This is a genomic window from Streptomyces sp. NPDC057638 (genome assembly GCF_042800315.1).
Classification (GTDB): Bacteria; Actinomycetota; Actinomycetes; order Streptomycetales; family Streptomycetaceae; genus Streptomyces.
Genome location: NZ_JBHVHF010000230.1, coordinates 1 through 13,373, shown reverse-complemented (window position 1 = coordinate 13,373; position 13,373 = coordinate 1). Strand labels below are relative to the sequence as shown.

Sequence of the window (13,373 nt, the reverse complement as noted above, 5' to 3'; positions counted from 1 at the left end):
CCGTTCACCCAGGGCACGGCGGACAGACGAGAGGGTGAGGACACGACCTCAGGGTCCCCACGGAGCCTCTGACGGGTGCGGTGACGGCGCCGTCACCGCGTGGGTGGGCACCGGCTCCTGCGGGCGCTCCATGGTCCGCTGCGGACAGCCGTAGGACTTCGGCGGATACGCGCCCGGGCCGCCGAGGAGCACCGTCTCGGCCGACGGCACCGCCCGGCTCTTCGCGAGCGTGCACACGATCTGCGCCAGCGCCCGCGGAGCCAGTTCGTCGGGCATCCGGGTCAGCCGCAGGGTCCCCGCCGGATCACCGTCGCGCGGACCCTCGATCCCCATCGGCCCCCGTACCTGGGTGCTGAAGCCCGCTTCCGTCTCGGCCGCCGTCGGCTCCTCGCGCAGCTCCGCCAGGAGCGCCCGGGCCACCTGCACACTGCTGTCCACGCCCGTCGCCTCGGGCAGCACGGCCGTGCGGTACACCGTTCTCAACTGCGCGGCGCACAGCAGGTAGACCTGCACGGTGATGTCCCTCGGCCCGGTCCCCGCGGGTCCGTCCTCGGTGGCGTCACACGGCATCCGGGATGGCGCCGGACCGGCGTCCACCGGCACCTGGGTGGGCCTGATGCCGCACCCGGCTATCGCCGCGAGCAACAGCGCGCCCCCGAGCAGCGCCGTCCCGGCCCGCCGGGCGCCGAGCACTCGCCTCACCGTACGTCCTTCCCTTCGGGCGCCGGGTCCGTCCCGCCCGCCTCGACCGCTCCCGCGCCGTCCCTGCCGCCGACGCCGTCCGTGCTGTCGGCACCGTCCGTATCGTCGGGGGCCTCGCCGCACGGCAGCGTCAGCACGAAGACCGCGCCGTCGCCGTCGGGCGAGTTCGCGGCGGTGATGGTGCCGCCGTGGATCTGCGCGTTCTCCATGGCGATGGAGAGCCCGAGACCACTGCCCTCGGAGCGCGGACGCGAGGCGCTCGCCTTGTAGAAGCGGTCGAAGACATGCGGCAGCACCTCCTCGGGGATACCGGGGCCGTGGTCGCGCACCTCGATCCGCAGTTCGTCCTCGGCCGTGCGCACCGACACCCGGACCGGGGAGCCGCCGTGCTTGAGCGCGTTGCCGATCAGGTTCGCCAGGATCACATCGAGACGGCGGGGGTCGAGCCGCGCCATGGTCCCGCGCTCGGCGTCCAGGTCCACCGCGTCCAGCCAGGCCCGTGCGTCGATGCAGGCCGTGACCTGGTCGGCGACGTCCACCGTGTCCAGGACGACCTTGGCCGTGCCCGCGTCGAAGCGGGTCACCTCCATCAGGTTCTCCACCAGATCGCCCAGTCGGCGGGTCTCGCTGACGACCAGCGTCACGGCGGGCGCGATCATCGGGTCGAGGTTGTCGACCTCGTCCTCCAGCACCTCCGTCACGGCCGTCAGCGCGGTCAGCGGGGTGCGCAGCTCATGGGACATGTCGGCGACGAAACGGCGGCTGGACTCCTCCCGCGCGCTCATGTCGGCGACCTTCTTCTCCAGCGACGCGGCCGTCTTGTTGAACGTCCGCGCCAACTCGGCCAGCTCGTCGGTGCCCGACACCCGCAGCCGGGTCTCCAGCTTGCCCTCGCCGAGCCGCCGCGCCGCCTCCCCGAGCCGGTGCACCGGCCGCAGCACCGTCGTGGCCGCCGCCTGCGCCAGCAGCGCCGAGCCGACCAGCGCCAGCGCGGTGGCCACCCCCAGCGACCGCGCCAGCGACGTCAGGTCCTGCCGCTCGGTCCGCAGCGACTTGAACACATAGCCCGTCGGCCCGCCGCCGGTGATCCGGGTCCCGCCCACCAGATACGGCATGCCGTAGCGCTCCACCCGCTGCCAGAACAGGTGATAGCGGGCGGGGCCGCCCGCACTCGTCTGCTGCCGCTTGTCCACCGCGCCGCGCAGCGACCCCGGCACGTCCGCCAGCGTGAGGCCCTCCGGGTCCGAGGTCGCCACGACGGGCCTGCCGGAATCCTGCTCCCCGACCAGGATCACGCTGTAGCCGACCTTGCCCTCGGCCATCCGCCGCGCGGTCTCCTGGAGGTCGTCCAGCGACGGCAGCGCGGGCAGTTCGGCCGGTCCCTCCTGCATCTCCTTGCGGAAGTCGCTGAGGGTGGCCTCCTGGGTACGGGAGAGCACGGCCTCCCGGTTGAGCCAGTACGCGATGCCCGAGGCCGACACGGCGGCGGTCAGCGCGACGACGCCGAACACGACCACCAGCCGGACCCGCAGACTCGTCCACGGCAGCCGCGGCAGCAGCGAACGTCTCGCGCCGCTCACCACGCGCGTCCCGTCCATGCGGCCCCGGGAGCGGCGAGGGGCCACCCGGCGGCGCGGCGGCGGGTCACCGCGCCCGCGCGGCCGACAGCGCCGGTCACGACGGATGTCACCGCGGATCTCACTGCGGTACGTCCAGCCGGTAGCCCACCCCGCGCACGGTACGGATCAGCGTCGGCGACGACGGAACGTCCTCCACCTTCGCCCGCAGCCGCTGCACACACGCGTCCACCAGCCGGGAGTCACCGAGGTAGTCGTGTTCCCACACCAGCCGCAGCAACTGCTGCCGTGACAGGGCCTGTCCCGGTCTGCGGCTCAGCTCCAGCAGGAGCCGCAGCTCGGTCGGTGTGAGCTGGAGGTCCTGGCCGTTCTTGGTGACCGTCATGGCGGCGCGGTCGATCACCAGCGACCCGAAGGTGGCCGAGTCGGTGGACTCCCGCTCGCCCCGGCGCAGCACCGCCCGGATCCGGGCGTCCAGCACCCGGCCCTGGACGGGCTTGACCACGTAGTCGTCGGCGCCGGACTCCAGGCCCACCACCACGTCGATGTCGTCGCTGCGCGCGGTCAGCAGAATGATCGGCAACTGGTCGGTGCGCCGGATCCGGCGGCAGACCTCGAAGCCGTCGATCCCGGGCAGCATCACATCCAGCACGATCAGGTCCGGCCGCTGCTCGCGCAGCAGCTTCAGGCCGTCCTCCCCCGATGCCGCGGTGGCCACACGGTGGCCCTGGCGCGACAGGGAGAGTTCGAGGGCCGTGCGGATGGCGTCGTCGTCCTCGATCAGCAACAGGAAGGGCACGGAGGTCATTCTGGCCCATGCCCCCGCCCTCCCTCGACCGCGCTCCCGCCCGCGGGGACGCTCTCCTCCCGGGCAGGCCCGGCGCGGGAGGGCCGCCCCGCGGCACCCGCGTGCGCCGGCGCGCCGCCCATCCGCTGTGACAGCCCTGTGACAGTCGGCGGACACCGCCATGAAACTGCCTCGGCAAGCTTTCAGTCCTACGGACCGAGCCGGACTCCACCGACGGGGGGCGCGAGATGAACGCACTGCACAGCACCACCTCCAGCGCAGTTGTCACGCGTCTCCACGACGCGGGACGCGCGAGCGAGAAGAGCGGCTCGGTGACCGGCCGCGGCTGCGCCCGCACCGCACCGACCCGTCAGCACAAGGTCACGGCGCCGTCGTATATGACGGTCCTCGACAGCGCTCCCGCCGCCACGGTCCCGGCGCAGCGCACGAACAGCACCCTCACCGAGGCGGAGTTCACCGCCTACGTCCAGGAGCGCCGCTCGGCGCTCTACGCGACCGCCTACCACCTCACCGGCGACCGGTTCGAGGCCGAGGACCTGCTCCAGAGCGCGCTGTTCTCCACGTACCGCGCCTGGGACCGCATCAGCGACAAGGCCGCCGTCGGCGGATATCTGCGTCGCACCATGACCAATCTGCACATCAGCGCCTGGCGCCGCCGCAAGCTCAACGAGTACCCCACGGAGGAGCTGCCGGAGACGGCCAGCGACACCGACGCGATGCGGGGCACCGAGCTGCGCGCCGTCCTGTGGCAGGCGCTGGCCCGGCTGCCGGAGCTCCAGCGCACGATGCTGGTGCTGCGGTACTACGAGGGCCGTACCGACCCGGAGATCGCCGAGATCCTCGACATCAGCGTCGGCACGGTGAAGTCGAGCATCTGGCGCTCGCTGCGGCGGCTGCGCGATGACGAGGTCCTGAGCTTCGGCCGGGACCAGGAGGAGTCCTTCGGCGAGCTGGTGGCCTGAAGGCGGGGGAGTGTCGTCACAGGAGCGTCGTCCGCACGGCGGGCAGACGGGACTCTGGCGACACGACCCAGGGGGGAGAAGGAACCGTCGACTCGGGGGAGACGCCGGTTCCGGCACCAGGGGGACCACGGGGGTCACACGGGGGATCCCGCGAGGTCAACGGGGGAAATGAGCGGGACCGGACAGGCCGGGGGGTCTTGTCGGGTCCCGCTTCTCCGTGTGGGCGCGCGCCCGCGTACCGGGCCCGCTACAGAGGAGTCCGGGCGCGGTGGGTGCCCGCCGCGGCGGCCGCGACGCGGCCGAGGGCTTCCTCCTTGCCGCAGGGGTGGGCGCCCAGAGCGGCCTGACGGGCCACGATCGAGCGTTCCGCGCGCATCAGCCGCCAGCCGCGGCGGAGCAGGAACGGGACCGACTTGCGGCCCTCGCGCAGATCGCGGGTGAGTCGGCGGCGGAAGGTCGTCGCGGGACGCCCGCGCAGACAGAGCGCGTCGGCCAGCACTCCCAGCGCGGCGCACCGCGCGGCGATGTCCGCCGCGAAGATGCCCTCCGCGACGAAGAGCGGGGTCCGGTCGAGGGCCAGGTTCTCCCGGCCGACGCGGGAGCTGGTGGCGATGTCGTACAGCGGGACGGTGGTGCGGCCCGTGTGGCACAGCTCCTCGATCGCCGCGACGGCCGCGTCGGCGTCCCAGGAGAGCGGGGAGTCCCAGTCGACGTCGGTGCTGTGCGCGACGCGCGGGAGTGTCGGGTCAGCCGCCTCCTTGTAGAAGTCGTCGAGGCGCAGCACCGGCAGGCCGGTACGGGCGGCGAGGGAGGACTTTCCGGAACCGGAGGGGCCGGTGAGGAGGAGCACGCGGGCGGGGGCCGTCGGGGAGCCGGAGGAAGACATCACGGGACACCAGTGTGAGGCATTGACCCGTACGTGCTCCCCAGGGGGCGGAAAGTGGTTCCCGGCGGGGCCGCTCAACTACGCTGCGTGCCTGATCGATTACCACGCTTCTTCGTCGGACTCGTCCAGGTGGGAACTCCATGGCACGTCTTCCAGCTCAGCACTCCCGGCGGCTCGCGCTCGGCGCGGGCCTGACCATCGCGGCGGTGGCCGCGGGCGCCGCCGCCTCCGGAACGGCCCACGCGGCCCCGGCCCCGGTCCCGGCCGGGGGCGGTCTCGACGGCCTCAGCTCGACGCTGCCGGGCCCGGTCGCCACCGTGACCGGGGCACTCACCAAGTCGGTGACCGGGATCGGCTACCTGCGCAGTCTTCAGCTCAACCCACTGGCCAAGACGCCCGTCGATCCGCTGGCCAACGCCGTCGGCACCCAGATCGCGGACTTCAAGCCCGTCTCCACCGAGGTGCTCACCGGGCCGCTGTCGGCGGGTGGGGCGCTCCAGGACCTGCCGCTGCTGGGGCCGGTGGTGAAGGGGCTGCCGCTGTGACTCCGGTGCCGCGCCGGTCGCCGTGACACCCGTTCACCCGGTACGGAGGCGGTGGGCCCGCTCCCGTACCCGCCGATGACACAGCCCCCGCGCCGAAGGTTCTCGGTGCGGGGGCTGTGTCATGCGGGGTGTCGGTTCAGTAGGCCGAGCCGGAGGCGCCCAGGGCGCCCGTGGGATGCCAGACCGTCTTCGTCTCCAGGAACGCCGTCAGCCGGCGCGTGCCCGGGTCCGCCGTGAAGTCGTTCGAGCCGGGGCGCAGGACCCGCTTGAGGTTCTGTGCCGCCTCGATCTCCAGCTCCTTCGCCAGCGCCGCGTCCGCGCCCGTCAGATCGAGCGCGTTGACGTCCTGGTGTGCGGCGAGCGGGGTCGCCAGCTCCGCCGTGCGGCCCGACAGCACATTGACCACACCGCCCGGCAGATCGGAGGTGGCGAGCACCTCACCGAGGGAGAGCGCGGGCAGCGGGGCGCGCTCGCTGGCCACGACGACCGCCGTGTTGCCGGTCGCGATGACCGGCGCGAGCACCGAGACCAGCCCCAGGAACGAGGACTCCCGCGGCGCCACCACCGCGACCACGCCCGTCGGCTCCGGGGTGGAGAGGTTGAAGAACGGCCCCGCCACCGGGTTGGCGCCGCCCACCACCTGGGCGATCTTGTCCGTCCACCCGGCGTACCAGACCCAGCGGTCGACCGCCGCGTCCACCACGGCCGCCGCCTTCGACTTGGAGAGCCCCTCGGCGTCGGCGACCTCCCGGGTGAACTGCTCCCGGCGGCCCTCCAGTATCTCGGCGATCCGGTAGAGGATCTGCCCCCGGTTGTAGGCGGTGGCGCCGGACCAGCCGCCGAACGCCTTGCGGGCCGCGACCACGGCGTCCCGGGCGTCCTTGCGGGAGGCCAGGGGCGCGTTGGCCAGCCAGGTGCCCTTGCCCGCCGCGCCAGCGGCTGATGTCCCTGTGCTCACCTCGTACACCCGGCCGCTCTCGGAGCGGGGGAACTTCCCCCCGACGTACAGCTTGTAGGTCTTGAAGACGCGCAGACGGTTCTCAGACATCGAGGTAAGCCTCCAGGCCGTGGCGACCGCCCTCGCGGCCGAAGCCCGACTCCTTGTAGCCGCCGAAGGGCGAGGTCGGGTCGAACTTGTTGAACGTGTTGGCCCAGACCACACCCGCGCGGAGCTTCTCGGCGACCGCGAGGATGCGGGAGCCCTTCTCCGACCAGATGCCCGCCGACAGCCCGTACTGGCTGTTGTTTGCCTTCGCGACCGCCTCGGCCGGGGTACGGAAGGTCAGCACCGACAGCACCGGGCCGAAGATCTCCTCCCGGGCCACCGTGTGGGCCTGGGTGACGTTGGTGAAGAGCGTCGGCGCGAACCAGTAGCCGCTCTCCGGCAGCGCGCACGGCGCCGACCAGCGCTCGGCGCCCTCCGCCTCGCCGGTCTCGGCGAGCGCGGTGATCCGGGCGAGCTGCTCGGCCGAGTTGATCGCGCCGACATCGGTGTTCTTGTCCAGCGGGTCGCCCACGCGCAGCGTCGCCAGCCGCCGCTTGAGCGACTCCAGCAGCTCCTCCTGGACCGACTCCTGCACCAGCAGCCGCGAGCCCGCGCAGCAGACCTGGCCCTGGTTGAAGAAGATGCCGTTGACGATGCCCTCGACGGCCTGGTCGATCGGGGCGTCGTCGAAGACGATATTGGCGCCCTTGCCGCCCAGCTCCAGCGTGAGCCGCTTGTCCGTGCCCGCGACCTGGCGCGCGATGGCCCGGCCCACGGCCGTCGAGCCGGTGAACGCGACCTTGTCGATCCCCGGGTGCGTCACCAGCGCCTCACCGGTGCGGCCGTCGCCGGTCACGATGTTGACCACGCCCCGGGGCAGCCCGGCCTGACGGCAGATGTCCGCGAAGAAGAGCGCGGACAGCGGGGTGGTCTCGGCGGGCTTCAGCACCACCGTGTTGCCGGTCGCCAGCGCCGGGGCGATCTTCCAGGCCAGCATCAGCAGCGGGAAGTTCCACGGGATCACCTGACCGGCGACCCCCAGCGGCTTCGGCGCCGGTCCGAACCCGGCGTGGTCCAGCTTGTCGGCCCAGCCCGCGTAGTAGAAGAAGTGGGCCGCGACCAGCGGGAGGTCCACATCGCGGGTCTCGCGGATCGGCTTGCCGTTGTCCAGCGTCTCCAGCACCGCCAGCTCACGGCTGCGCTCCTGGATGATCCGGGCGATCCGGAACAGGTACTTCGACCGCTCGGCGCCCGGCAGCGCCGACCAGCCGGCGAACGCCTTCCGGGCCGCCTTCACGGCACGGTCGACATCCTCCGCGGTGCCCTGGACGTACTCCGCCAGCACCTCCTCGGAGGCCGGGGAGACGGTCTTGGCCAGGCCGCCGCCCGTGGAGTCGGTGAACTCACCGTCGATGAACAGCCCGTACGAGGGCGCGATGTCGACCACCGCGCGGGACTCGGGCGCCGGGGCGTAGGTGAAGGGGTTCGCCTGGCCGGTCGGCTTCAGCGGCTTCGTCTCTGTCATGTCAGCTCAGTCCACAGTCACGTAGTCGGGGCCGGAGTAGCGGCCGGTGGCCAGCTTCTGCCGCTGCATCAGCAGATCGTTGAGCAGGCTGGACGCGCCGAAGCGGAACCAGTGGTTATCCAGCCAGTCGGGCCCGGCGGTCTCATTGACCAGGACCAGGAACTTGATCGCGTCCTTGCTGGTGCGGATGCCGCCCGCGGGCTTGACGCCCACCTGGATCCCCGTCTGCTCCCGGAAGTCGCGCACGGCCTCCAGCATCAGCAGCGTGTTCGCCGGGGTGGCGTTGACCGCGACCTTGCCCGTCGAGGTCTTGATGAAGTCCGCGCCCGCGAGCATGCCGATCCACGAGGCCCGGCGGATGTTGTCGTAGGTGGACAGTTCGCCCGTCTCGAAGATCACCTTCAGCCGGGCGGGCCCGCTGGCCTCCCGGACGGCCAGGATCTCCTCGTACACCTTGAGGTAGTGCCCGGCGAGAAAGGCCCCGCGGTCGATGACCATGTCGATCTCGTCCGCCCCGGCCGCGACCGCGTCCCGGGTGTCCGCGAGCTTCACATCGAGCGCGGTACGCCCGGCCGGGAAGGCCGTGGCGACGGAGGCGACCTTCACGGCCGTGCCCGCCAGCGTCTCCTTCGCGGTCGCCACCATGTCCGGATAGACACACACGGCGGCCGTGGTCGGCGTCGACCGGTCGGTCGGATCCGGGTGCAGCGCCTTCGCGGCGAGGGCCCGGACCTTGCCCGGGGTGTCCGCGCCTTCCAGCGTGGTGAGGTCGATCATCGAGATGGCGAGATCGAGGGCGTACGCCTTGGCCGTGGTCTTGATCGACCGGGTGCCGAGGGTGGCGGCCCGCGCTTCGAGACCTACGGGATCGACGCCCGGCAGCCCGTGCAGAAAGCGGCGGAGCCGCTGGTCCGATGTGGTGACATCGGCGAGGGCGGGGGGCGCGGCGGAGTGCGGTGCGGTGGGCATGGTCACCAGCCGAGCATATCTACGCGCGTAGCAGCCTGTACAGGGGGGAGGGGCGCCCCGGGCGCGCGCCCGCACCGGCCGTGCCAGGGTTCCCCGCCGCCTCCTCCAGGGGCGTACGGGAGGGGGAGGCCCCGGTCCCCGGGGAACGTGCGGCAGAATCGGACGTATGAGCAGCTCGAAGTCGCCCGTGGAGGCGCCCTACGCCGACCGGGTCTACCGGTCTCCCGCCGGTATGGCCGGCGGCGTCCTTCTCGCCGGGCTGGTCGCCTGGCTCGCCGGTGACGCGGTCGTGCGCGGCGACGGGCGCACCCCCTGGTTCGCCATCGCCACCGTGCTGCTCATCGTTCCGGTGATCGTCGCCTTCATGCTGCGGCCCGCCGTCCTCGCCAACGACGACCGGATGCGGGTGCGCAACCCCTTCCGTACCGTCACCCTGCCCTGGGCCACCGTCGAGACCTTCCGCGCCGGATACTCCACCGAGGTCCACACCACCGACGGCCGCACGTTCTCCCTGTGGGCCGTCCCCGTCTCCCTGCGCCAGCGCAAGCGCGCCGCCCGGCAGAACGCGCGCAAGGACAAGGGCACCGGCACCATGGAGCCGCCGCGCGTCGCCCAGTCCGACCAGACGGTGCGGGAACTGCGGATGCTCGCCGAGCAGAACGCCTCCCGCCCCTCGGCGCGGGGCGCGGTCGAGGTGCGCTGGGCGTATGAGCTGCTGGCGCCCGTGGCCGTGGGCGTGGTGCTGATGACCGTGCTGGCCGCGATCGGCGGCTGAGTCCCTCCCGTACGTCTACGGGGGGCCCTGCCAGACCAGGAGCATGTACGCGCCCGACCAGGCCGACAGCCCGGCCGCCGCGGTGAGCAGCACGGTGAGGGCCGGGGGGCGGGCCCGGGCCAGCGCCCGCGCGAGGGGCAGCAGCAGCGGGAAGCCCGGCAGCAGGAACCGGGCCCGGGGGAAGTAGACGCCCTCGCTGCCCAGGACCACCAGGAGCAGCACCCCCGAGAAGACCAGCAGCGGCAGCGGCTGGCGGTCCAGGACCCCCAGGACGAACAGGACCGCCGAGACGATCAGCACCATGGAGACCAGCAGCAGGAAGAGCGGCGGCCGGGAGCTGTAGACGAGTTGCTGGCGCAGCTCCAGCAGGGTGGCCCGGCCGCCGTCCCACTCGTTCTTCCACAGCCTCTGGACCGCGAAGTAGCCGTCCGGGCGCCCCACCCGCAGACCCACCCAGCCCACGAACGCCACCCAGCCCAGGGGCGCGAGCGCCGCCGCCGTCAGCGCCCGGATACGGACACCGGGTGTCCGGCAGGCCAGCAGCGCCGCCAGGGTGACCGCCACCGCCACCGCGATCCCGGTGGGCCTGGCCAGACCGGACGCACACGCGAGGACGGCCGCCGTCAGCCAGCGTTCCCGCACCACCGCGAAGAGCGACCACGCGGCGAGCGCGGTGAAGAGCGACTCCGTGTACCCCATCCACTGGACCAGCGCCACCGGCAGGCATCCCCACAGGACCGCGAGCACGGTCCCCGTCCGCCGGCCGTGCAGGGCGTCCCCGACCGCGAAGATCCCCCAGGCCGCGAGCAGCGAGCAGAGCAGGGAGATCAGCAGGCCGGCGGAGGCCGGAGAAGCCGGGGAGAGTACGGAGAACATCCTGATCAGCAGCGGGTAGAGCGGGAAGAACGCCAGGTTGTTGGTGTTGACCTCGGTGCCCAGCCGGTCGGTGTAGCCGTGCTCGGCGATGTCCACGTACCAGCCGGAGTCCCAGGACGTGGCGAGGGCGGGCCAGACGCCATGGCCCTTCGCGTGGGCGAGATGGGCGAGGAACGCCAGTCCGCAGAGCCGTACCGCCAGATAGGCGGCGAGGGCGGGGGCGGCCCGGCCGAACGCCCCGCCGAACGCCCCTCCGGGCGGTGGGGTCCGGGTAAGGGGAGGGTGAACGGTCGCTGCGCGGGACAACGGCGTCGCTCCTGGCGATCCGGGCGTCAGCACCCCCGGCCGTCGGGGGCGCGCCCTGAGTCCACCTTTCCCCGCGACGACGGGGGAGCGGCCGGAGAGCCCCCGGAGATTCATCCGGATGGAGGGGCCGGGGCGGTACCCCCGCGCCCCGGTGACTCGCCCGGCGGCGAACCGCCCCGCGACGGACGGCGGATCGGTGAGCGGGGATTCGGCGGCGGGAAGGGGGCGGGGGGTGCAGGGTCGCCCCCGCAGGGAGTGGCGGGGAACCGGGCCTCATGAACAGAGACGTCTCATCCGCCGCTCCCGAGGAGGTGAGCCCGGAGGCCCCCGTCACCGTCACCGGGCCCCGGGGCGGTACCCCCGCGCACCGGAGACTCGCCCGGCGGCGGACGGTGGGGGAACCGCCCCGCCACGGACGGCGGATCGGTGACCGGGGCCCGGAGACCGTCACCGGGCCCCGGGGCGGTACCCCCACGCACCGGAGACTCGCCCGGCGGTGGACAGCTGCGGACCGCGGGGGAACCGCCCCAGCCCGCGGACGGCGGATCGGTGACCGGGGCCCTGAGACCGTCACCGGGCCCCGGGGCGGTACCCGCCACCAGAGCGGTGCGCCGGAGTCAGAGCCCCGCCGCCGCCGAGAAGTCGCGCTTCAGGTCGGCCAGCACGCGCTCCGCGCGCTCGCGGGCCGCGCCCAGGGCCGGGTGGCCGGTGACCGGGACCACGACCTCCAGATAGCACTTCAGCTTCGGCTCGGTGCCGGAGGGGCGGACGATCACCCGGGCCCTCAGCGCGCCGTCGAGCGTGTAGCGCAGGCCGTCCGTGGGCGGGAGGGCGCCGTCGCCCCGGCTGAGGTCCTCCGCGGCGGTCACGTCCAGGCCCGCGAGTGCCGCCGGGGGCCGTTCGCGCAGGGTGCGCATGGCGTCGGCGATCACCGTGAGGTCCTGGACGCGGACCGACAGCTGGTCGGTGGCGTGCAGGCCGTGCTCGACCGCGAGGTCGTCGAGGAGGTCGGTCAGGGTGCGGCCCTCCTCCTTGAGGACCGAGGCCAGCTCCGTCACCAGCAGGGCCGCCGTGATGCCGTCCTTGTCCCGTACGCCGTCGGGGTCGACGCAGTAGCCGAGCGCCTCCTCGTAGCCGTAGCGCAGGCCGTCGACGCGGGCGATCCACTTGAAGCCGGTGAGGGTCTCCTCGTACGGCAGACCGGCGGACGCGGCGATCCGGCCGAGGAGGGAGGAGGAGACGATGGATTCGGCGAAGGTGCCGCGCGCGCCGGAGCGGACGAGATGGGCGGCGAGCAGGGCGCCGACCTCGTCGCCGCGGAGCATCCGCCAGTCGCCGTCGGCGGTGGGGACCGCGACCGCGCAGCGGTCGGCGTCGGGGTCGTTGGCGATGACGATGTCGGGGCGGGCGCGGCGGGCCGTGGCGAACGCCAGGTCCATGGCGCCCGGCTCCTCCGGGTTGGGGAAGGCGACCGTCGGGAACTCGGGGTCGGGCTCCGCCTGCTCGGCCACCAGGGTGGGGGCGGGGAATCCGGCCCGGGCGAAGGCGGCCGACAGGACCGGCTCGCCGACGCCGTGCATCGCGGTGTAGACGACGGTGGCGGACCGGGGGGAGCCGCTGGTCAGGACCGCGTCGGTACGTTCCAGATAGGCCTGGACGACCTCGTCGCCCAGGGTCTGCCAGCCGTCGGCGGCGAGCGGGACATCGGCCAGGCCGGCGATGGCGTCGATCCGGGCGGCGATCCCCGCGTCGGCGGGCGGCACGATCTGGGAGCCGTCGCCGAGGTAGACCTTGTAGCCGTTGTCGCGCGGCGGGTTGTGGCTCGCGGTGACCTCGACACCGGCGACCGCCCCGAGATGGCGGATGGCGAAGGCGAGCACGGGCGTGGGCAGCGGCTTCGGCAGCAGCGCGGCCCGCAGGCCCGCCGCGACCATCACGGCCGCCGTGTCCCGGGCGAAGTCGGCGGACTTGTGGCGCGCGTCGTAGCCGATGACGACCGGGCCGTCGGTGGTGCCCTGGGCCTTGAGGTAGGCGGCGAGGCCCGCCGCCGCGCGGATCACGACCGCGCGGTTCATCCGCATGGGGCCCGCGCCCAGCTCGCCCCGGAGACCGGCGGTGCCGAACTGGAGCGTGCCGGAGAAGCGCTCGGCCAGCGCGGCCGGGTCGCCGCCGTCGATCAGCGCGGCCAGCTCGGCCCGGGTCTCGGGGTCCGGGTCCTCCGCCAGCCAGGTCCTGGCGCGCTCGATGAGCTCCTGCTGCTGCTCGGAGTGATCCTGCCGCACGGGCGCTCCGCCTCTCGTGTCCGTGGTGGGTGGGAAGTGGGTGAGGACGCGGGTCCCCTCAGCCGGAGCGCCGGAGCGCCGGAGCGCCGGAGCGCCCGGCGGACCGGAGGGGCCGGGGGGCTCACCCGGGCCCCGGGCCCCGGGCCGTGCTGACCCGATGGCCCCGGTGGTGGTC

12 protein-coding genes are annotated in these 13,373 nt (G+C 73.3%); 3 read left to right on the top strand and 9 right to left on the bottom strand.

What is annotated here, in order from left to right:
* Nucleotides 1-48: 48 nt before the first annotated feature.
* The 3 genes from ACFVIM_RS25675 to afsQ1 form a co-directional block, all read right to left on the bottom strand.
* Nucleotides 49-702, bottom strand: a complete 654-nt coding sequence (locus tag ACFVIM_RS25675; protein ID WP_384305645.1) for a hypothetical protein — start codon at nucleotides 700-702, stop codon at nucleotides 49-51.
* A complete protein-coding gene (locus ACFVIM_RS25670) occupies nucleotides 699-2,300 on the bottom strand; it encodes an ATP-binding protein (RefSeq protein ID WP_384305643.1) in 1,602 nt (533 codons plus the stop codon). The genes ACFVIM_RS25675 and ACFVIM_RS25670 overlap by 4 nt, the downstream gene beginning before the upstream one ends.
* 100 nt (nucleotides 2,301-2,400) lie before the next feature.
* The gene (gene afsQ1 / locus ACFVIM_RS25665) at nucleotides 2,401-3,078 is read right to left on the bottom strand and encodes a two-component system response regulator AfsQ1 (RefSeq protein WP_384305641.1); all 678 of its coding nucleotides are present in this window, start codon (nucleotides 3,076-3,078) and stop codon (nucleotides 2,401-2,403) included.
* A gap of 236 nt (nucleotides 3,079-3,314) precedes the next feature.
* Between afsQ1 and ACFVIM_RS25660 the strand changes: the two genes are divergently transcribed.
* Nucleotides 3,315-4,049: a SigE family RNA polymerase sigma factor gene (locus ACFVIM_RS25660; protein WP_384305638.1), complete on the top strand. Its 735-nt coding sequence runs from the start codon at nucleotides 3,315-3,317 to the stop codon at nucleotides 4,047-4,049.
* Nucleotides 4,050-4,296: 247 nt separating this feature from the next.
* On the opposite strand, the gene ACFVIM_RS25655 is transcribed toward ACFVIM_RS25660, so the two are convergent.
* On the bottom strand, nucleotides 4,297-4,935 hold the full coding sequence (locus ACFVIM_RS25655) for a uridine kinase (RefSeq protein WP_384305650.1): 639 nt from the start codon (nucleotides 4,933-4,935) through the stop codon (nucleotides 4,297-4,299).
* 140 nt (nucleotides 4,936-5,075) lie between these two features.
* On the opposite strand from ACFVIM_RS25655, the gene ACFVIM_RS25650 reads away from it, so the two are divergent.
* Entirely contained in the window at nucleotides 5,076-5,480 is a 405-nt protein-coding gene (locus ACFVIM_RS25650) for a hypothetical protein (RefSeq protein ID WP_384305636.1), read from the top strand.
* A gap of 136 nt (nucleotides 5,481-5,616) precedes the next feature.
* Here the strand turns inward: ACFVIM_RS25650 and ACFVIM_RS25645 are convergent, their stop codons facing one another.
* The 3 genes from ACFVIM_RS25645 to deoC are packed head-to-tail and all read right to left on the bottom strand — an operon-like array spanning nucleotide 5,617 to nucleotide 8,959.
* Nucleotides 5,617-6,528: an aldehyde dehydrogenase family protein gene (locus ACFVIM_RS25645; RefSeq protein WP_384305634.1), complete on the bottom strand. Its 912-nt coding sequence runs from the start codon at nucleotides 6,526-6,528 to the stop codon at nucleotides 5,617-5,619.
* Entirely contained in the window at nucleotides 6,521-7,990 is a 1,470-nt protein-coding gene (locus ACFVIM_RS25640) for an aldehyde dehydrogenase family protein (protein WP_384305632.1), read from the bottom strand. The genes ACFVIM_RS25645 and ACFVIM_RS25640 overlap by 8 nt, the downstream gene beginning before the upstream one ends.
* A gap of 6 nt (nucleotides 7,991-7,996) precedes the next feature.
* Complete coding sequence (gene deoC / locus ACFVIM_RS25635; protein ID WP_384305647.1) at nucleotides 7,997-8,959, bottom strand: deoxyribose-phosphate aldolase; 963 nt, start codon at nucleotides 8,957-8,959, stop codon at nucleotides 7,997-7,999.
* A 166-nt stretch (nucleotides 8,960-9,125) separates the two neighbouring features.
* Here deoC and ACFVIM_RS25630 point away from each other — a divergent pair, with 166 nt between their 5' ends.
* A complete protein-coding gene (locus ACFVIM_RS25630; RefSeq protein WP_384305630.1) occupies nucleotides 9,126-9,734 on the top strand; it encodes a PH domain-containing protein in 609 nt (202 codons plus the stop codon).
* Nucleotides 9,735-9,749: 15 nt separating this feature from the next.
* Here ACFVIM_RS25630 and ACFVIM_RS25625 read toward each other — a convergent pair whose 3' ends face one another.
* Nucleotides 9,750-10,916, bottom strand: coding sequence for a mannosyltransferase family protein (locus ACFVIM_RS25625; RefSeq protein WP_384305628.1), 1,167 nt, complete (start codon nucleotides 10,914-10,916; stop codon nucleotides 9,750-9,752).
* Between the two features lie 617 nt (nucleotides 10,917-11,533).
* Nucleotides 11,534-13,198, bottom strand: coding sequence for a phospho-sugar mutase (locus tag ACFVIM_RS25620; protein ID WP_384305625.1), 1,665 nt, complete (start codon nucleotides 13,196-13,198; stop codon nucleotides 11,534-11,536).
* Between the last annotated feature and the right edge of the window lie 175 nt (nucleotides 13,199-13,373).

Bases quoted from the DNA above. Each gene is read 5' to 3' on its own strand.
- ACFVIM_RS25670 (WP_384305643.1), bottom strand. From the start codon at position 2,300: ATGGACGGGACGCGCGTGGTGAGCGGCGCGAGACGTTCGCTGCTGCCG.
- ACFVIM_RS25660 (WP_384305638.1), top strand. From the start codon at position 3,315: ATGAACGCACTGCACAGCACCACCTCCAGCGCAGTTGTCACGCGTCTC.
- ACFVIM_RS25655 (WP_384305650.1), bottom strand. From the start codon at position 4,935: ATGTCTTCCTCCGGCTCCCCGACGGCCCCCGCCCGCGTGCTCCTCCTC.
- ACFVIM_RS25650 (WP_384305636.1), top strand. From the start codon at position 5,076: ATGGCACGTCTTCCAGCTCAGCACTCCCGGCGGCTCGCGCTCGGCGCG.
- ACFVIM_RS25645 (WP_384305634.1), bottom strand. From the start codon at position 6,528: ATGTCTGAGAACCGTCTGCGCGTCTTCAAGACCTACAAGCTGTACGTC.
- ACFVIM_RS25640 (WP_384305632.1), bottom strand. From the start codon at position 7,990: ATGACAGAGACGAAGCCGCTGAAGCCGACCGGCCAGGCGAACCCCTTC.
- deoC (WP_384305647.1), bottom strand. From the start codon at position 8,959: ATGCCCACCGCACCGCACTCCGCCGCGCCCCCCGCCCTCGCCGATGTC.
- ACFVIM_RS25630 (WP_384305630.1), top strand. From the start codon at position 9,126: ATGAGCAGCTCGAAGTCGCCCGTGGAGGCGCCCTACGCCGACCGGGTC.